The following is an 18,322-nucleotide window of genomic DNA, read 5'->3' on the forward strand; positions in this document are numbered from 1 at the left end:
TCCGATCCAGCTATCGAATTTCAATCCGAAGCGCACAACCCGTAACCAGGGTCCACCGACAACCACAAGGACCTCAGCAATCATGACCTTCCGTATCCTTCTCGCCTCGACCGCCATAAGCTTGCTGCTCGGCACGGCCGTGCCGGCCTTGTCCGAAAGCGCGGCTCCCAACGCCACTGCCGCTTACTCGCAAACCACTGACACTTACGCGTTTCCGCTGGGCGAGCTCGGCATCGTTGCTTTGTCCGACGGCACCGTTCCGCAGGACCTGCACGCGCTCCTGACAGGGACGTCACCTGCGGAGGTCGACGAGCACCTCAACCACGCGTTCCTGTCCAACCCGGTGGAAGCTTCCATCAACGCCTTCCTGATCCGGGACGTCGAGCGGCTCATCCTTGTCGACACGGGTTCGGGGCAACTCTTCGGGCCAGGCAACGGTGGGAAGCTGCGCGACAGCCTCGCCAGCATCGGTGTTATGCCGCAGGACGTCACGGACATCCTCATCACTCATATCCACACCGACCATACCGGTGGCCTTGTCGCCGACGGCAAGCCTGTCTTCGTCAACGCAACGGTTCACGTCGGAGCACCCGATCTCACCTTCTTCCTGGACGCGTCGAACTCGGAAAGGACAGGCTACGCCCGCCAGTACTTCGACGAAGCCGAAAAGACGATCGGCGTCTATCAGCGGGCGGGCAAGGTCAGGACGTTCTCCGACGACGAAACAATCCTCCCGGGAATCGTGGCGACGCTGCATCCCGGTCACACGCCAGGCAGCGCCTTCTTCACGGTATCAAGCAAGGGGCATTCGATCGCCTTTATCGGCGACGTCATCCACGTCGCGGCCGTGCAGTTTCCCGATCCCGCAGTCACCATCTTATACGACGTCAACCCGGGAGAGGCGGTAGCAGTGCGGCAGAAGACCTTTTCGGCCTTCGCGGACACTCGCCAACTCGTTGCCGCGCCTCATCTCCCGTTTCCCGGCGTCGGGCACATCCGCGCCGAGGGCGGCGGCTCGTTCACTTGGCACCCGGCTGAGTACCGGAACCGTGAAGAAAGCCAAGGGCAGTAGACTAAGGGCCGAGGCGGCAAGCGATCACCAGGCCCGCTTAGCGGCCTTGGGCCCGCGCCGTCTGAAACACCTGTTCACGTAGCCAGCCATGAGCGGGATCGCCGCTCATGCGCTGATGCCAGAAGGCGGACATCTGAAACTTGGCGAGGGCCAGGGGAGGCTCGAAGAGATCGAGCGACGTGGTGAAGCGCTGCAGGAAACGGCGCGGCAGGGTGCAAATGCAGTCGCTGCCCATCAGCACCAAAGGGGCAAGCGCATAGCTCTGGATAGAGACCGAGACCCGGCGCTCACGTCCGAGGGCGGCCAGCGCCTCGTCGATCATGCCGGAGAAGCTGCCTCCGCTGGTCGAGATCAGGAGGTGGTCAAGCGAGCAGAACTCATCCAGATCGAAGGGCTTGCTACCCCTTGGATGATCCTTGCGCTGTGCTGTGACGAACGCCTCGTCGAACAGTGTCCTTCCGATCAGTCCACCCGCTGCGTCCTCGGCCGCGCCGATGAAGAGGTCGATGTCACCCTGCTCTAGGTGAGCGGCGATCCGGGCTTTGTCCGGAAGCACAAAAGCGAGGCGGATGTGAGGTGCCTTCGCCTTCAGGAAAGGGATGAGTTCCGGTGCGAGAATGGCGGCTGGATTGTCCGTTGCGGCGATCCGGAAGACGCGGCGGCTGGTGGCGGGGTCGAAGAACTGCGCTACGTTCGCGAACTCGCGCAATCGCTCGATCAGCTTGGCGAGTTCGGGCTGGAGCGCGGCGGCGTGCGGTGTCGGCACCATCCCGCGGCCGGATGATGCCGGGATCAACAGTTGGTCGCCAAACAACTGCCGCAGCCGAAGCAAACGAGCGGAAAGAGCGGGCTGCGTGATGCCGAGCCGAGCTGCGGCATGGGTGACGTTCAGTTCCTTCAGAAGAGCATCGAGGGTTAGGAGCAGCCCCCCGTCGATCTCTAGCATACGTTCGCGCAATTGGGCTCGTCCCTCAGGTTAAAGCAGCATGGACCCACTGCAGAGGCCCCTCGTATCGCACTGTTGGCTCACAGGCAAAGCGCTGCCCTCCTCTGCTTTGGCCGGCTTGCGAGTTCGTTAGCCCCGGTAAGCGCGCTCGAGGTCCGCGATGATGATCTTCGTCATCTCGTACATCGCCTGAAGAACCCGCCTGGCTTTGTCCCTGTCGGGATCGCCCAGCATTTGCAGCAATGCCTTGGGCGCGACCTTCATATCGTTTCTCCTTCAATACTCGGAGCGATCGGCGTCGCCCGGCAATCGCTGCCTGCAGATGATTGACCCGTCCCGGCCTTTGGGTACAGGCCCGTGTTTTCTGGTCAATCAGCTTGAGCGGTGCTGGCTATTTTCGCGAGCAACGCGACCAGTTCCGGCTGGCGATGGGTCTCGGTTTTGGCGAAGACGGCTTTCAGTTGATTCCTGGCGGTTTCGTAGGAGACTCCCAGGTCATCCGCGACGGCCTTCAACTCTGCGCCCGATGAAATCCGGCGAGCCAGTCTCGCCTCGGCAGGGGTCAGCCCGAAGCAAGTCCGCAAGGCAACCTCCGACGGCTGAGGATGAATGTCCGGATCGACAAAGCAGACAACTATCTGACAGGATGCAAAGGCATTCGTGGTAATTCTTGGCAGGCGCATGAGGTAGGCTAGCAGAGGTCTGCCTCCGAGGCGGGGCAGCGAGACAGGGTTCGCCATTGCTGGCGGGGTCGGATTTCGCAGCAGCACATGAAATGCGCGCTTGAGGGCATCGGTGGCGTTCTTGTCGGCACAAGCCAAATGGCGGCCGGTCACCCAAAGGTCTCGACCGAACAGTCTCTCTGCAGGTTCGTTCACCAGGATCACGGTGGCGTTCCGGTCAAGCATCACCGCAGGCGTGCCGCTTGCGCTGAATGCATCCATCGCGCCTTCGGCCCGCGCGAAGCTCAGCATTCTCGCGAACGCGGCCGCGGAACCCAACTGTCTTGAGAAGTCGGCAAAGCTCTGCATCTCTGATGGCGAAAAAGGGCCTTGCTGGATCGACCTCTGGATCGACAGGCACCAGAGGTCATCGCCTGCCGCAACCTTCACACCCGCAAACCACCGCAGACCGAATGGCGCGAGAAATTCCTGATAGTAGGGATGCCTGGCGATTTCCTCGGGCGTCAGGACGTCAAGCTCGCTGACGGCTCCTCTGCGAACCAACAGAGGCAACAGCTTGTATCGGTCGTCCCGGTCGATCCAGCCATCCTTGATGTATGTCTCGAGCGATGGACCCATTCGGCGACTTTTCGGTATGCCGGGGAGATGCCCTTTCGCGTCGAATAGCATTGCGCCAAAGCTTCCAGTGGCGTCCGCAGCCACGTCCATTGCAGCATCCCAGCGCGTCGGGTCGGCCGCCGCTTCCGCTATGGCATTGCCCACTGCGTCGAGATCGAACGCGCCCATCTCCATCCCGCATCCGAGAAGAAATCGGACCTTATATTAGCTAACTTGAAACTTCCAGTCGTCCGCGGCCGAGGGGCACCTGATACGCAGGACTAGTACCTCGTCTGACCCTGTTGGGGCATGCGCAGAATTTGGATTTCTATAAGAACAGCCTTTGGGAGCCGGGCGAACGTCGCTGGGTCGAAAAGTGTCTTTGGGAATGGGGGGATCGGTGGCTGAAATTGCAACGCACGGCGGACGCACCATCCACATCAATGGCGTCATTGCCCCTAACAACGGAACTCTCCACGCCCCTATGGCGAGCCCCGCAGTCGCACCAAAACACTTGGGCGCATTCGTGCGCACCCTCATCATCTGCACGAGCTTCTTTATCCCAGCTGCATCCGTCCACGCGCAGAAGGCCGACGCTGCGGTTGACGTGTGCCTCGTCCTGGCCGCTGATATATCGGCCAGCATCGCTGATGGCACAGCCCATATGCAGCGTGAGGGTCACGCCCAAGCGTTGAGCCACCCTGACGTTGTGTCCGCCATAGCCGTGACCCGCACGGGGCGGATCGCTGTTACCTATGTCGAGTGGTCTAGCCATCGTGCCGCCCACACCATATTGCCTTGGCGCATCATAGAGAATGCGCGCGGCGCACGAGAGGCAGCTGACGTTATTCGAGATATACGCAACCGGCCCGGTCAGGACCGCCTTGGCCACACCAGCCTCAGCTGGGCCATTTCCTATGCCTCTCAGAGCCTGGCCCACTGCCCCGCCACACCCGACCGCACGATTATCGACATCTCAGCGAATGGACCCAATAATGATGGTCCTGCCCCAGAGGCCGCGCGGGACCATGCCTTGGCCATGGGCCACATCATCAATGCGCTTGCCATCCCCGCGCCGGTGCTACCACTTAGGGACCTAGCCGTCAGCCTCGACCCAGACGAAGGAGCGTGGCAGCACCCAACCGATTATCTCTACAGCCACGTTGCCGGGGGTCCCAACAGCTTCGCGACTACAGCTCGTACGATAGACGACTATTTTCCTGTCCTCCGCCGCAAGATCGTCACGGAGATTGCCGGTTTGTCGCACAATCGGCTTGAGCACGTGCAGGATGTCAAGTTTGCCTGGGGGCCTTGATTTGAGACATAGCAGAGCGGGACCGCATCCCCCTTTGCAAAGGCCGTACCAACCGCCGCCGGCGGTTTCCCCAGAATGGCGGCATTTGAGACGGCATTCTGGCTTGGCAATGGGCTGCTTCGGGTCAACTTTCCGTCGTCCCCGACTTGGCATCAATGTCCGAGAAGAAGCAGAACCCCGGTCGTTCCGAATGATTGGATTTCGCCCCTTAGAGCCACTCCAGGCGTCGTCCTTCTAGCCTGAGCAAGCGATCCTGCGGCACATCCAGGTTTGCGGCTTCTTTCTCGGGCATTCCCAGCACCATGCGGAACAGGGCCCGCACGACGCCGCCATGGGTCACGCAGACCGTCTGGCGGTCTAGCGCGTCGAACCACGGCTTTATCCGTTCGAGCAGCATTTGATAGCTTTCGGCGCCCTCGCCGGGCGGCAGGAAATTCCATTTGTCGAAGCGCCTCTCCTTGGCCGAGCCCAAATGCCGGGCCTCGAGTTCGGGAAAGGTGAAACCCTGCCAGTCGCCGAAACTCATTTCGACAAGGCGAGGATCGGTGCGGTAAGCTTGCGGATCGAGCTTCATCGCAGCGCGGATGCGCTCCATGGTCTCGCGCGTCCGCCGCATCGGGCTGGCGACAAAGTCGAAATCTCCAGGGTTATGAACGAATTCGCCCAGCCGAAGACCGTTGCGGGTCGCCTGCTCGCGGCCGAGCGCGTTGAGGTCGGTGTCGGCCTGTCCTTGCAGCCGGGCCTCGGCGTTCCACTCCGTCTGGCCGTGGCGCGCGATGTAGACGAGCGGATACATCAGGTCATCCAGAGCAGGCGGGAAGCGGGAGAGTTCGAGGAGGGTCTATTCCTTGACGGTCGAAATATCAGGCGCGTCGACCGCCTTCATGCCGACGACATGGTAGCCGGAATCGACATGGTGGATCTCGCCGGTGACGCCGCGTGAAAGGTTGGACAGGAAATAGACCGCTGAATCGCCGACTTCCTCCTGCGTCACCGTCTGCTTCAGCGGTGAATTGTATTCATTCCACTTCAGTATGTAGCGAAAATCGCCGATGCCGGAGGCGGCGAGCGTCTTGATCGGACCGGCGGAGATGGCGTTGACGCGGATCTTCTTCCCGCCGAGGTCGACCGCCAGATAGCGCACGCTGGCTTCGAGCGCTGCCTTGGCGACACCCATGACGTTGTAGTGCGGCATCACTTTTTCCGCGCCGTAATAGGTCAATGTCAGCAGCGAGCCGCCATCGGTCATCAGCGCCTCGGCGCGCTTGGCGATGGTGGTGAAAGAAAACACCGAAATGTCCATAGTGCGCAGGAAATTGTCACGCGTCGTCTCGACATAGCGGCCCGTCAGCTCGTCCTTATCGGAAAAGGCGATGGCGTGGACGAGGAAATCGAGCTTGCCCCAATGCTTGGCGATGTCGTCGAAGACCGCATCGAGCGTTGCCGGATCGGTGACGTCGCAATGGCCGGCGACATGGGCGTTGAGTTCCGCCGCCAGCGGCTCGACGCGCTTCTTGAACGCCTCGCCCTGATAGGTCAACGCGATCTCGGCGCCGTGGTCGACGCAGGCCTTGGCTATGCCGAAGGCGATCGACCGATTGTTCGCGACGCCAAGCACAAGCCCGCGCTTGCCGGCCATAATGCCTTGTCCACCCGCCATGTGAGCGCTCTCCGCAATTTCTGCTTTGTGGAGTGCCTATCGCACAGGCACAGAGTCCCTTCAAGCGCTCAAAACGGACAGTGCCCGCCCACCTGACCTTCCGGCCCGGAGGATCGATTGCCTGGGCGAAGCGCTTGTGGCGTGCTCAAGCGAAAATTGACGAAAAGACGGCACGCCATGCCATGCAGCAGTTCTGCAAGAGTAGTTCCAGCGCCGCGTCTCGCGAGGATTCTGTTCCGCCCGCGAAATTGTCGGTTCCGTTGGCGCAGATGTTCATGACCGCGCGCTCCGTCGCGTGCGGCGATGACGTCAACAGGAGCGAAGCAAAGTCGATCGCCTCCGACATGTCTGTCAGACGATCGTGCATCGCCGCGGGATCAGCGTCGCCGTCGCGGTCTTGCTCCATATCGCCGCCTCCGTAATGGGTCCGGTCGATGAGCGTCACCGAAGCGAGCGCCTGAGACAGGCGCGCGGCGTCCTCGGCCGAGCCGATGACGGTCCACGGCACCAACAGGTCGAACTTGCCATCGCTTGACCATGTGAAGACGGCGAACCCGATCCGACGCCGCGGGCCGGCGGTGGCGGCGCGCAGGAAGTCGGGGTGGACGAGCGCCCGCACGAGCCCGGTCTGCTGGAGCCATTCCTCATATCGGCTGATCGAGTCCGATACGTCGATTGCTGTGACGACATTGGCGTCGGTGCCCGGCACGACCGCCTTGGCCGCTGGCGACGTGCCGCACAGGAAGACCATCAATGGCAGGGCGAGATATAGGGCGCGCCAGCGGCAAGGTTTCGCCGGCATAGCAGGCTTCGGCTTCACCTCCTGGTGTTCTGAACGGCGCAGAACCTGCGCGTTGGAACGGACGGAAACAGGTGCGACAGCATTGGCCCTCCAGGAATGTTCCCGGGGGTAACGGGCCGGAGCCAAACTTATTCCTCCTGTTCGCGCGGCCGTTTCAGCAATTCGGTTATGTCCGCTTCGAGAACGGCAGGCTCGGATCCATTGCCTGAAGATCCGCATCACGCCCCAGCCCGCGATAGAGGATGAACGCACAGCAACAGGCGACGGCAATCGACAGCATCTCGCCGCCGTCTTCCGCGTAACCAACGAGCTTCGAGCCCGTCAGGAAGTGCAGCATGTCCACCACCACGGCAAAGCCGACAAGACACGCGAACAGCAGCAAAAACACCGATCCGAGGGCTTGTTGCCTGGGTCTGCTTTGGCGGAATGACCACAACAGCGGCGCCAGCAGGCCGAGCGCGACCACCGACCAGGTGATGATTTCTCCGGTGTCGCGAGCCCGCATGCCCGGCAGCGAAACGAGGTCGAATGTCGCTGCCAACAGCAGGCCGCCGCGCTCATGGAAACGGGTGGCGTCGTCGAGCGTCACAAAACTAAAAATCAGCGACCAGGCAAGAAACATATGCTCCCTGGTTCGAAGCCAGATGCCGAACAGAAACAGGGCGCAAAGCGCGGCCTGCCCGTAGTTGAACATCTCGGGCAGCGATCCATCCCTGCTGATGTTAAGACGCGCAGGCAGATCGTAGCGTGAAATTCCGACAGATCGAAGCGCCTCGATCGCGAATGGAACGGTGATGACGAAGATATTCAGGCATATTACTATCAGCGCGAAAACCCTGCTGAGCCTGTCGTTTCGATGCATCGCCCGGATTTCCCCGAACGCACTTTCCAAACTCGATAACGCATGACCCAGCAATCCGACGCGCTCCTTCGTTGCTACTCGTTTGACGGACAATTTCGTTAGTCAACCAAAAGATCCAGATTGGGGCAAGACGTGCTCTTGGACCGCCCCTCGACGTTCAGCCCGCTCGGCTGAGCTCGGTCCTGGCGGTTTTTGACCGCGACTTCATCGGCCTCCGGCATGGTCTGGAAACGGGGCGGCCGCGGGTTTATTCCGCCCGCGCAAAAGAAAACGCTGTCGGCGACGAGCGACTGACCCGCCTGGCGCGAGCCGGCCATGTTCCGGGCGGGCGTTCGTCATCGAGCGATGTCGCGGAATGCGGCTGAGTCCTGCAATCGATCAAAACGGACAGGTGAGAGACAGGAGCGTTTGCGGCGCAGCCCGCCTTTGACGCGCCAAGCTAGCGTTTTCGGTTGCGCATCAGCGCTTCGAGATCGCTGTCGCCACCTTCAGGCAGCATCAGCCGCACATGTGCGTAGAGATCGCCGTGACCGCCAACTTTTTCCGGCAGGCCCCTGCCCTTCAGCCGCAGGACCTTGTCCGAGCTCGACCAGGCGGGGACATTGACCGCAAGCTTGCCGGTCGGCGTTTCGACCGCCACCTTGGCACCCAGCACGGCATCCGCCAGTGCCACGGCCAAGTCGGCATGGAGGTCGCGGCCTTCGACACGATAGCGCGGATGGCGGCGGAAGTGGATTTTGACCAGCGCGTCGCCCGGCTGCCCCGGCCCTTGCTCGCCCTGGCCTTTCAGCCGGATGGTCTGGCCGTCCTCGACATAGGCCGGCAGCTTGACGGCGACCTTGCGTCCGTCGGGGAACATCGCGGTCACCTTCTCCGCGGTCGCCGCTTCCTCGATGGTGACGTCGAGCGTCACGTTCAGGTCGGCGCCGGACGGCGCCTGCCGGCCGGCGCCCGTGCCGGCACCGCGAGAGAAGGTCTCGCCGAAAATCTGGCTGAAGATGTCGCTGTTGCCGTCGAACGGATCGCCGCCCGGACGGCTTGAGCGAAACTCGAAGCGCGAGCCGCCCGGTCCTTGCTGCCGACGGAAGCCGGCGAACGGATCGGCGCCGCCCGCGGCACCTTCGAAGCCCTGGAAACGCGGCTTGCCATCGGCGTCGATCTCGCCGCGATCGAAAGCGGCACGGTTCTTCTCGTCGCCGACGATCTCGTAAGCCTGGTTGGCCGCGGCAAACCGCTCCTTCGCCTTGGGATCCGGATTCTGGTCCGGATGATACTCCTTGGCGAGTTTGCGGTACGCCGATTTTATGTCCTTGGCCGATGCGTTCTTAGCAACGCCCAGCACCTCATAGGGGTCGCGCATGCTTCCTGCCCTGGAGAAGGAGTGAGTCCACGATTGCCATCTATATGCGCTCGCATAGGAAGAAATTCCAGTGGCGCGCGGTCATATGATGGCGGAAAATCAGAGCGCTTTGAAGTCCTGCATCCGCCAGGCGCCGGCGCCGGCCAGGCACACCTCGCCCTTGAACAGCGCGACGCCGTCGAAGCTTTCGCGCGAGGCGGTGAAGCGGCGGCAAAGCTGGCCGTTGTCCCTAGACTCTGCCAGTTCCGTGATCGAGCCGCGCGAACCGGTATCGGAATTCGCCCAGGGAACGGCCTGCCCGCCAAGTTCCTGGATATCGGCGGAAGACACCGCGTTGCGGATCGTCGTCTGGTCCGAGGCGCGATCCTGATCGATCGGCGAGGCAGAAACAGGGGTGCTGCTGGTGAGGATTGTACGGTCGACCTCCGCCTGCTCCAAACTGAAGCCGCCGCCACCGCAGCCGGCAAGCGACAAGGCTACCAGCACGATCGCGACCTTGACCGCAGCCTGGGCGCTGGCCGAAGCAATAAGGCTCCATTGCCTGCTGTCAAAAAGTTGCGCGATACGCGACAATCGGCAATCTCCCCAGCCGGCAACAGAATTTGGAAAAACTATGAGCGAAACTGAGTTAACAAGCGGTGACTTTACCGAGGCTGCCGAGCCATTCCGCCTCTTTGCCGCATGGCTCGACGACGCGACGAAGAGTGAGATCAACGATCCCAACGGCGTGGCGCTGGCGACCGTCGATGCCGAGGGCATGCCGAATGTGCGGATGGTGCTGCTCAAGGGGTTCGATGAAAGCGGATTTGTCTTCTATACGAATTTCGAGAGCGCCAAGAGCCGTGAGATTCTTGGCAGCATGAAGGCGGCGATGTGCTTCCACTGGAAATCGCTGCGCCGGCAGGTGCGCGTGCGCGGGCCGGTGGAGATCGTCACCGAAGCGGAAGCGGACGCCTATTATGCGACGCGCCCCCGCGGCAGCCGCATCGGCGCCTGGGCGTCGAAGCAATCGCGGCCGCTGGAGAGCCGCTTCGCACTGGAAAAAGCGGTTGCCGAATACACGGCGCGCTATGCGATCGGCGAGATCCCACGGCCGAAACACTGGTCTGGCTTCCGTATCGTGCCGCAGACGATCGAGTTCTGGCACGACCGGCCCTTCCGACTGCACGACCGCGTCGTCTTTTCACGCAACGCCAAGGGCGGCTGGGACAAGACAAGGCTTTATCCCTGATAAGGGTGGCCCTTAAGCAGCTTCACCAACGGGAGAACTGGGCGCGCGGCAACATGGCATCGCCGATATAGGGTGGCGCGCCTTGAAGTAAGGGGCACCAGGCCCCAGGAGGACCCCGGTAATCCTTGACGAACCACGTTGGTTCGCCAATAATCATCGTGAACCAAACGAAAGTTAAGACCATGACGGCTTTTACCGTGCGCGTCCCGGATGAAACCGCAAACAGGCTTGACCAGCTTGCCGAAAAGCTCGACCGCTCGCGCTCCTATGTGGCTGCGCAGGCCATTGAGGACTTTGTAGCCCGTGAGGAATGGCAACTCGCCGAGATAGAGGCCGGGTTGGCCGAAGCTGAGCGCGGCGATTTTGCCAGTGACCGTGATGTAGCCGGTGTTGTCGGAAAATACGTCAAGTCCGCCCGCCGAGCATGAGCCGCAAAAGAATCCGCTGGACCATGCGAGCGCTGCGTCGGCTTGACGAAATCGGCGCGCATATCGAGAAAGACAACCCCGAAGCGGCCGCCCGAGTCATTGCGCGCATCGTGACGGCGGCAGAACATCTCGCCGAGCAACCGGCCATGGGGCGCATCGGGCGCATCAAGGCGACGCGGGAACTCGTTTTGGTTGATATTCCGTATATCGTACCCTATCGCGTCAACGGCGAGACTGTCGAAATACTCACCGTCATGCACACCGCCCAACGGTGGCCACAAGCCCTCTAAAATCGCCCAACACCATGGCTCGCGTCATCAGGCCACACCGCCTTCAGCCTGCTTTCTTCCTGGTCATGAAGGCCATCAAGGCAGCGCGGGCCTCGTCGGATTTGAGCCGCTCGCGGAAATGCTCGCTCTCCTCACCGATGCGGGCAACGAGGTCTTCACGCGAGCCGCGCATCAGGTCGCGCGCGATCTTCAGCGCTTGCGGCGGCTTGGCTGCGATCTGGCCGGCCGCTGCCAGCACGGAGGCTTCGAGCTCGTTTTCCTCGACCACCGCGTAGATCAGCCCGGCGGCCTTCGCCCGCTCGGCCGAAAAACCTTCGCCGAGACCAAGCAGCGCGAAAGCGCCTTGCCGGCCCAGAATCTCAGGCGCAAGCAAGCTCGATCCCGCCTCGGGAACCAGGCCGAGATCGACGAAGGGTGTTCGGAACACAGTGCGCGGCGTGGCGAAGGTCAGGTCGCAGTGCAGGTTGAGCGTGGTGCCGATGCCGACCGCGATGCCATCGACACCGGAAACCAATGGCTTTTCCGCCCTGGCCAGTGCCATCAGAAAATCCCAGACTTCGGTGCCGCCCTCACCGCCGGTGGCGACGACCATGAAATCGGCTAGGTCGTTGCCGGACGAGAAGGCCCCTGAAACACCGAGGAAGACATGAACGCGGACCGCCGGATCGGCATCGCCTTCGGCAAGGGTTTTGGACATTCTCGCATACATGGCGCGCGTCAGCGCGTTCTTCTTTTCCGGACGGTTGATGCGGATGATCTGGATGGCGCCCTGGCGCTCGACGAGGATATGGTCTGTCATAGTCGGCCCCTTGTGGACGTGAACTTGTGAACGTCAGGAAGTTCCGGCAGAAATCAGTGCCTTGCTGGCAGTGGCAAGGCTTTCGGCGCCGCCGATGACGCGCTCCTTCAGCGCGCCCGCCTCGCCAAGCAGGTTTTCGGCGAAGAAACGGCAAAGGGCGATGCGGCTTTGGTCGGCAAGCGCGCCGCGCGCCAGATAAGCGCCGCCCGCCGCAAGCGAGATCAGCCTCAGATATGGCGTCGCACCGGCCAGCGCCTCGTCCGAACGGCCGTCGGCAAGCAGCCCTTGCAGGAAACGTGTCGCTTCGCAGACATTGTCGAGTGCCTTGTCGAGACCATCGGCGGTGCGGCCAAACCCCTGAAGATTTGAGGTCCGCACCTGACTGGCGACCGCTTTCAGTTCGGCGATGTAACCACGAACATGCTCGCCACCGCCAAGCGGCAGCTTGCGCGCCACCAGGTCGATCGCCTGGATGCCGTTGGTGCCTTCGTAGATCGGCGCGATGCGCGCGTCGCGATAAAGTGCTGCCGCACCCGTCTCTTCGATAAAGCCCATGCCGCCATGCACCTGCAGCCCGAGCGAGGCGACCTCGACGCCGACATCGGTGGAAAAGGCCTTGGCCAGCGGCGTCAACAGATTGGCGCGCTCCTGCCAGTGGGTGGCTTCATCGCCACTGGATATCCGCGCGTTGTCGATGGCATGCGCGCAGGAATAGCTGATGGCGCGCGCAATCTGGGTCAGCGCCTTCATGGTCAGGAGATTGCGCTGCACGTCCGGGTGATGGACGATCGGCGCCATGCCGTCGCCATCATAGCTTGCAGCCTTGCCTTGCCGGCGGTCATTGGCGTAGGCGAGCGCCTTTTGCGTGGCCGTTTCGGCGACCGCCACGCCCTGCATGCCGACGGCGAGCCGCGCATTGTTCATCATGGTGAACATGCAGGCGAGGCCCTTGTTTTCCTCGCCGATCAGCCAGCCGATCGCGCCAGGCACTGTCCCTTCGAAACCATCGCCATAGATCATAGTGCAGGTCGGCGAGGCGTGGATGCCCAATTTGTGCTCCAGCCCGGAGCAGAACACGTCGTTGCGCGCGCCCAACGCGCCATCGTCGCCGACAAGGAATTTCGGCGCCAGGAACAGCGAAAGCCCACGCGTGCCGGCCGGCGCATCCGGCAGCCGCGCCAGCACCAAATGGATGATGTTGTCGGTGAAATCGTGCTCGCCATAGGTGATGAAGATCTTTTGCCCGAAGATGCGGTAGGTGCCGTCGCCGGCCGGCTCAGCGCGGGCACGCAACGCATTCAGGTCCGAGCCCGCCTGCGGCTCTGTCAGGTTCATCGTGCCCATCCATTCGCCGGAGACGAGCTTTTCCAAGTATTTGGCCTTCAGCGCCGGCGAGGCGTGCTTGTCGAGCGCCTCGACCGCACCCATGGTCAGCGTCGGGCCGATGCCGAAGGCCATGGCGGCGGAGTTCCACATTTCGAGCGCCGCGACGCCCAGCATGGTCGGCAGCGCCTGGCCGCCGAATTCCTCCGGTGCGGATAGCGCGTTCCAGCCGCCGTCGATCCAGCGACGATAAAGCGCCTTCCAGCCAGGCGGCGTGGTGACGGCAGCGCCGCTCAGCACCGCACCTTGTTCATCGCCGATCTTGTAGAGCGGCGCGATCTCCTCTGTGGCGAAGCGGCCGGCTTCCGCCAGAATGGCGTCGACGAGATCTTCGCCAAGGTCGCCAAAGGTGCCGGCGTCGAGCGCCGGCTTCAGGCCGGCCACGTGCTTCAGCGTGAAGGCGATTTCCTCGACTGGTGCCCGATACATGCCGCTCGCTCCTCCTGTGTCCGGCAGGTCAACTTAAGATCCGTGCCGACACAAAACCATCCGCCTTTGGGTCGCCTCTCCCACCTTCTTTTTACGTAAACGTCAAAATTTGTCACGCAGATTTTGCAATTGCTGCGACACAGGCTAAATTCGGCAAAAGCCGGACAAGTTCGACCGGCGACGGATCAAGAACACCGGATCGGACCGCCCGTGCTTGCCAGACCTGACGCCTATCGCTGTCTCGAATGCGGGCTGCCCTATCGAGCGGCAGGTTTTTGGCACTATCGGGGCAAGGTCGAGGACGGCGCCGCCTATTGGTCGGATCGCGGCATTCTGTGTTCGCCGCAATGCTCGGTGGCTCATCATCGCAAACGCGAGGCCGAGGGAACGCTGCCGCAAGCGCCGGCGCCCGACCCATTCCAAATCCAGCCGCTCTCCCGCCGTTGATGGCAAGCGAAGCCGCCACCGGCAGAATTGCGGCATTCGCCGCGGGCCGCCGAAAGCATTTCCTTAACCATGGCGGTTCAGGATCAGGCTTTGGCCAGCAAGGATCTGCTGTTTGAAACCGCCGGCGCACCCCCTTCGCCGCCTAGGACTCCTCGTCGTCGCGGCCGCGATGACAATGGCGTTGGGGCCGGCACAAGCCTCGGATTTCTCCGAGCCGTGGAAGAACACCGACCGGGCGCTGGTGATCGACGCCTACGAATACAATTCCATCGACTGGGCTGAACTTGCCACCGACAAACGCATCGTCGGCTTCATCAACAAGGCGTCCGACGGGATGCCGCCACCCTATTTCTGTTTCGGTGCCGAGACCGAGACAAGGCTCTGCAAGACGCTGTGGAAGCGCCATGCGGTAGCGCAGGAACTGTTCCAGACGCGCAAGGTGGTGGCCAAGGCGCTCGGCCTGAAATGGGGCGCTTATCATCTCGCCCGCCCCGGCAATCCCGTGGGACAGGCGAATAATTTCATCAATTTCGCGAAGCCTGGGCCGGATGACCTGCTTGCTCTCGACATCGAGGATGATGACCCCACGAAATGGATGTCGCTCGAGGATGCCGAGGAGTTCGTGCGCCACGTGCATCGGCGGATTGGCCGCTTTCCGGTGCTCTACACCAACGGCAAGACCGCCAAGCACATCGCCGACAACAAGTACAAATACCGGCTCCTGTCGCGGCTACCGCTCTGGTATGCGCGCTACAAGCCAGACATCGGCGTGCATTTCCCGATGGGCAACTGGCAAGGCTACGCACTCTGGCAGTTTTCGGCAAAAGCGAATTGCGGGCGGTTCCGCTGCCCTTACCGGGTGGCTGGCACGCCCAACGACATCGATGTCAATGTCGCACCGATGGATGCCGCCGCATTGCGCGCGCAATGGCCCTTCGGCGGCCTGATCGACGTGCAGCCGGTTTACCTCGCCTCGATACCGGTGCCTCTCTCGCGCGAGGCTGGGCTAGCCGGCAATGCCATCACCTACGCGACCGTGGCGGCACCACCGACCTTCGCCGAAATAACCGCCGCGTTTAGCGCACGCTGGACCAAATTCCGCAGCAGCTTTCAACTGCCTTTTGTAAAGGCCGCGCCGCGCCTTCCGCGCGGGGTTGCCGAATATGTGGCCTGGACGCGGAAGGAGAAGCGCTCTGCATCGGCCTCTGAAGCGGCGCCCGCCGCCAGCGATCCGGTCAGCACCGCATCGACCGAGTTCGACCGTGGGCTGCGCTAAATCTGAAAGCCGTTGAAGGGTCAGCGCACCTGCTCGCGCGCCACAGCCTGCCAACCAATGTCGCGGCGGCAGAAGCCTTGCGGCCAATCGATCCGGTCGAGCGCGGCATAGGCTCGTCTCTGCGCCCCGCCGACGGTGCCGCCGACAGCCGTGATGTCGAGCACACGGCCGCCATTGGCGACCAGCGCGCCGCTGTTGATGGCGGTGCCGGCATGAAAGATCTCGACGCAATCGCCCGCGGCCTCTTCGACGCCGCGGATGACCGAGCCCTTTTCCGGCGTGCCGGGATAGCCCCTGGCCGCCATCACCACGGTGAGCGCCGCCTCGTCGCGCCAGCGCGCTGACATATGTGCAAGCTGGCCATCGGCAGAAGCGTTGAGGAGGACCAAGAGATCGTCCTTCAGCCGCATCATCAGCACCTGGCATTCCGGGTCGCCGAAACGAGTGTTGTATTCGATCAGCTTCGGCCCGTTGTCCGTGATCATCAGCCCGGCGAACAGCACGCCGGAAAATGGCGCGCCAAGTTCGGCCATGCCGCGCATGGTCGGCTCGACGATCTCGCGCATCGTGCGGTCGATCATCTCCGGCGTCATCACCGGGGCCGGCGAATAGGCGCCCATGCCGCCGGTGTTCGGGCCGATGTCGCCGTCACCGAGGCGCTTGTGGTCCTGCGCGGTGCCGAACGGCAGCGCGGTGACGCCGTCGCACAGGCAGAAGAAACTCGCCTCCTCGCCGACCAAAAACTCCTCGACCACCACCTCCGCACCGGCCTGTCCGAAAGACCCGTCGAAACAGGCATCGAGCGCGGCTAGCGCCTCGGCCAACGTCATGGCGACGGTGACGCCCTTGCCGGCGGCGAGGCCGTCGGCCTTGATGACGATCGGCGCGCCCATTTTCTGGACGTAGGCCCGTGCCGACGCAAGGTCGCCGAAACGGCCATAGGCGGCGGTCGGAATTTCGTATTTCGCGCAAAGGTCCTTGGTGAAACCTTTCGAGCCTTCCAGCCGCGCCGCAGCCTTGGACGGGCCGAAAACGCGGATGCCTGCGGCGCGGAGGTCGTCGGCAATGCCGGCGACCAGCGGCCCTTCCGGCCCGACCACGACGAGGTCGATCTTTTTCTCCATGCAGAACCGGGCCACCGCCGCATGATCGGCAATATCCAGCGTCACCAGTTCGGCTTCGCGGCCGATGCCCGGGTTGCCGGGGGCGGCGTAAAGCTTCGTCAGCAGCGGCGAGGCCGCAATCTTCCAGGCCAGGGCATGTTCGCGGCCGCCGGAGCCGATCAACAAAACACGCATGCCCAGATCCCTTGCCATTCCACGATCAGGACTGCGCTATTGCGCCTCGGACGATGGGTCAAGACATTTGGATGATTTGCGACCAATTGCGCACGGGAACGTCGGGCATCAATGCCCGATATCGGGGGAAAGGCTGGTTCGCCGCCTACGATATTTACGCCATGACGATTTGGCTTGATGCTTGACGGCGTTCGCCTCTGCTGCCACTCCAGCACAATGGAACCCGTCCAGTCGAAAGCAGCCCAGGGCCGCGTCGCCGATGCGCCGAGCGGCCACTGGGTCTACCGCATTCTGCCACGCTGGCTGTGGCCCTATGCGCAGCTTGCGCGATGGGACCGGCCGATCGGCTGGCAGTTGCTGTTGTGGCCGTGCTGGTGGTCGGCGGCGCTTGCGGCAAGCGCCTATCCCCGCCCCGGCGACCCGCTGCTCTCGCTGCTGCCGGCACCATGGTATCTCGTGCTGTTCCTGATCGGTGCCATCGCCATGCGCGGCGCCGGCTGCACCTATAACGACCTGGTCGACCAGGACATCGACAACCAGGTGGAGCGCACGCGTTCGCGGCCGCTGCCGGCGGGAAAGGTCACACGTCGGCAGGCCTGGGCGTTTCTCGCCGTCCAGGCATTGATCGGCCTCGCTGTCCTTTTGCAGTTCAACAGCTTCGCCATCCTGCTCGGTATCTGCTCGCTCGCCATCGTTGCCGTTTATCCATTCATGAAGCGATTTACCAATTGGCCGCAACTGGTTCTCGGCCTTGCTTTTTCCTGGGGTGCGCTAATGGGATGGGCGGTCGAGTTCGGTGATCTCGATGGCCCGGCCGTCATGCTCTATATCGGCTCCATCCTGTGGGTGATCGGCTACGACACGATCTATGCGCATCAGGACAAAGAAGACGACGCCATCGTCGGCGTGCGCTCGACCGCCCGCCTGTTCGGCGACAACACCAAGGCCTGGCTCGTCGGGCTTTATGGCGGGGCGCTGGTCTGCTTCGCCATCGCCTTCGCGTCGGCACAGGCGCCAGTGCCGGCGCTGGCCGGGCTGGTCGCCGCCGGCGCCCATATGACGAGGCAGATCGCCATGCTGGACATCGACGATCCGGACCAGTGCATGCTTCTGTTCAGGTCGAACAACCAGGTCGGCTGGCTGGTCTTCCTTGGCCTGATCGGAGGCGCTGTGTGGGTGGCGCTGAAGCCGCTGGTTTAGGGAGCCTGTTCCCTTCTCCCCTTGTGAGGGCTTTGCACGGGGAGCGAAGTGGAGTTCGGTGGTCAGTGGGGGCCTTTTTGAAGGCCGGCAGAGCGGTTTTCCGCGGCCCTTGCGAGGCTTTGTCGGTTTAGGCAGCCATCCTGCCGGATTGTGGACGCACTCCTCCCTCATGTCCGCCTCTCATCGGGTGGATAGAGGACGCCAATCATGGTGCGCAGATTGTAAGCGCAGGCGGCCAGTATGC

Annotated in this window: 20 protein-coding genes; 8 read left to right on the forward strand and 12 right to left on the reverse strand. The window is 62.6% G+C overall.

Annotation, left to right across the window (positions count from 1 at the left end; all coding sequences use genetic code 11):
* Positions 1-82 precede the first annotated feature (82 nt).
* Positions 83-1,072: an MBL fold metallo-hydrolase gene (locus EN885_RS02315; RefSeq protein ID WP_128242480.1), complete on the forward strand. Its 990-nt coding sequence runs from the start codon at positions 83-85 to the stop codon at positions 1,070-1,072.
* A gap of 37 nt (positions 1,073-1,109) precedes the next feature.
* Here the strand turns inward: EN885_RS02315 and EN885_RS02320 are convergent, their stop codons facing one another.
* The 3 genes from EN885_RS02320 to EN885_RS02325 all read right to left on the reverse strand — a co-directional run bounded on the left by EN885_RS02320 (position 1,110) and on the right by EN885_RS02325 (position 3,493).
* On the reverse strand, positions 1,110-2,030 hold the full coding sequence (locus EN885_RS02320; protein WP_245492984.1) for a LysR family transcriptional regulator: 921 nt from the start codon (positions 2,028-2,030) through the stop codon (positions 1,110-1,112).
* A 117-nt stretch (positions 2,031-2,147) separates the two neighbouring features.
* Complete coding sequence (locus EN885_RS34630; RefSeq protein WP_281033155.1) at positions 2,148-2,282, reverse strand: hypothetical protein; 135 nt, start codon at positions 2,280-2,282, stop codon at positions 2,148-2,150.
* Between the two features lie 104 nt (positions 2,283-2,386).
* Positions 2,387-3,493: a helix-turn-helix transcriptional regulator gene (locus tag EN885_RS02325; RefSeq protein WP_128242481.1), complete on the reverse strand. Its 1,107-nt coding sequence runs from the start codon at positions 3,491-3,493 to the stop codon at positions 2,387-2,389.
* A gap of 205 nt (positions 3,494-3,698) precedes the next feature.
* Here EN885_RS02325 and EN885_RS02330 point away from each other — a divergent pair, with 205 nt between their 5' ends.
* The gene (locus EN885_RS02330; protein WP_164897762.1) at positions 3,699-4,613 is read left to right on the forward strand and encodes a DUF1194 domain-containing protein; all 915 of its coding nucleotides are present in this window, start codon (positions 3,699-3,701) and stop codon (positions 4,611-4,613) included.
* Between the two features lie 208 nt (positions 4,614-4,821).
* Here the strand turns inward: EN885_RS02330 and EN885_RS02335 are convergent, their stop codons facing one another.
* The 6 genes from EN885_RS02335 to EN885_RS02360 form a co-directional block, all read right to left on the reverse strand.
* Complete coding sequence (locus EN885_RS02335; protein ID WP_128242483.1) at positions 4,822-5,409, reverse strand: histidine phosphatase family protein; 588 nt, start codon at positions 5,407-5,409, stop codon at positions 4,822-4,824.
* Between the two features lie 45 nt (positions 5,410-5,454).
* Complete coding sequence (gene fabI, locus EN885_RS02340; RefSeq protein WP_095486201.1) at positions 5,455-6,273, reverse strand: enoyl-ACP reductase FabI; 819 nt, start codon at positions 6,271-6,273, stop codon at positions 5,455-5,457.
* A gap of 145 nt (positions 6,274-6,418) precedes the next feature.
* Positions 6,419-7,294 (reverse strand): DUF1194 domain-containing protein, encoded by an 876-nt coding sequence (locus EN885_RS02345; RefSeq protein WP_128242484.1) that lies wholly within the window; start codon positions 7,292-7,294, stop codon positions 6,419-6,421.
* Positions 7,242-7,991 carry a hypothetical protein gene (locus tag EN885_RS02350; protein WP_127205743.1) on the reverse strand — a complete coding sequence of 250 codons (750 nt, stop codon included), beginning with the start codon at positions 7,989-7,991 and terminating at the stop codon, positions 7,242-7,244. Before EN885_RS02350 ends, EN885_RS02345 begins: the two co-directional genes overlap by 53 nt.
* A gap of 385 nt (positions 7,992-8,376) precedes the next feature.
* A complete protein-coding gene (locus EN885_RS02355; protein ID WP_095486205.1) occupies positions 8,377-9,297 on the reverse strand; it encodes a DnaJ C-terminal domain-containing protein in 921 nt (306 codons plus the stop codon).
* 99 nt (positions 9,298-9,396) lie between these two features.
* Positions 9,397-9,870 (reverse strand): RT0821/Lpp0805 family surface protein, encoded by a 474-nt coding sequence (locus EN885_RS02360; protein ID WP_095486206.1) that lies wholly within the window; start codon positions 9,868-9,870, stop codon positions 9,397-9,399.
* 40 nt (positions 9,871-9,910) lie between these two features.
* Between EN885_RS02360 and pdxH the strand changes: the two genes are divergently transcribed.
* The 3 genes from pdxH to EN885_RS02375 all read left to right on the forward strand — a co-directional run bounded on the left by pdxH (position 9,911) and on the right by EN885_RS02375 (position 11,246).
* Positions 9,911-10,528 (forward strand): pyridoxamine 5'-phosphate oxidase, encoded by a 618-nt coding sequence (gene pdxH, locus EN885_RS02365; protein ID WP_095486207.1) that lies wholly within the window; start codon positions 9,911-9,913, stop codon positions 10,526-10,528.
* 182 nt (positions 10,529-10,710) lie between these two features.
* Positions 10,711-10,956, forward strand: coding sequence for a CopG family ribbon-helix-helix protein (locus tag EN885_RS02370; RefSeq protein WP_095486208.1), 246 nt, complete (start codon positions 10,711-10,713; stop codon positions 10,954-10,956).
* On the forward strand, positions 10,953-11,246 hold the full coding sequence (locus EN885_RS02375; protein ID WP_095486209.1) for a type II toxin-antitoxin system RelE/ParE family toxin: 294 nt from the start codon (positions 10,953-10,955) through the stop codon (positions 11,244-11,246). Before EN885_RS02370 ends, EN885_RS02375 begins: the two co-directional genes overlap by 4 nt.
* 43 nt (positions 11,247-11,289) lie before the next feature.
* Here the strand turns inward: EN885_RS02375 and EN885_RS02380 are convergent, their stop codons facing one another.
* Together EN885_RS02380 and EN885_RS02385 are read right to left on the reverse strand one after the other, a co-directional pair.
* Positions 11,290-12,045 (reverse strand): crotonase/enoyl-CoA hydratase family protein, encoded by a 756-nt coding sequence (locus tag EN885_RS02380; protein ID WP_095486210.1) that lies wholly within the window; start codon positions 12,043-12,045, stop codon positions 11,290-11,292.
* Between the two features lie 33 nt (positions 12,046-12,078).
* Positions 12,079-13,857, reverse strand: a complete 1,779-nt coding sequence (locus tag EN885_RS02385; RefSeq protein WP_127205744.1) for an acyl-CoA dehydrogenase — start codon at positions 13,855-13,857, stop codon at positions 12,079-12,081.
* 210 nt (positions 13,858-14,067) lie between these two features.
* On the opposite strand from EN885_RS02385, the gene EN885_RS02390 reads away from it, so the two are divergent.
* Together EN885_RS02390 and EN885_RS02395 are read left to right on the forward strand one after the other, a co-directional pair.
* Positions 14,068-14,304 (forward strand): hypothetical protein, encoded by a 237-nt coding sequence (locus tag EN885_RS02390; RefSeq protein ID WP_095486212.1) that lies wholly within the window; start codon positions 14,068-14,070, stop codon positions 14,302-14,304.
* Between the two features lie 175 nt (positions 14,305-14,479).
* Complete coding sequence (locus EN885_RS02395) at positions 14,480-15,580, forward strand: glycoside hydrolase family 25 protein (RefSeq protein WP_164759238.1); 1,101 nt, start codon at positions 14,480-14,482, stop codon at positions 15,578-15,580.
* A gap of 20 nt (positions 15,581-15,600) precedes the next feature.
* Here the strand turns inward: EN885_RS02395 and purD are convergent, their stop codons facing one another.
* Positions 15,601-16,878 (reverse strand): phosphoribosylamine--glycine ligase, encoded by a 1,278-nt coding sequence (gene purD / locus EN885_RS02400; protein ID WP_128242485.1) that lies wholly within the window; start codon positions 16,876-16,878, stop codon positions 15,601-15,603.
* A 216-nt stretch (positions 16,879-17,094) separates the two neighbouring features.
* On the opposite strand from purD, the gene ubiA reads away from it, so the two are divergent.
* A complete protein-coding gene (ubiA, locus tag EN885_RS02405) occupies positions 17,095-18,078 on the forward strand; it encodes a 4-hydroxybenzoate octaprenyltransferase (protein WP_128242506.1) in 984 nt (327 codons plus the stop codon).
* The last annotated feature ends 244 nt before the right edge of the window (positions 18,079-18,322 follow it).

The organism is Mesorhizobium sp. M6A.T.Cr.TU.014.01.1.1 (assembly GCF_004022765.1).
Lineage (GTDB): Bacteria > Pseudomonadota > Alphaproteobacteria > Rhizobiales > Rhizobiaceae > Mesorhizobium > Mesorhizobium mediterraneum.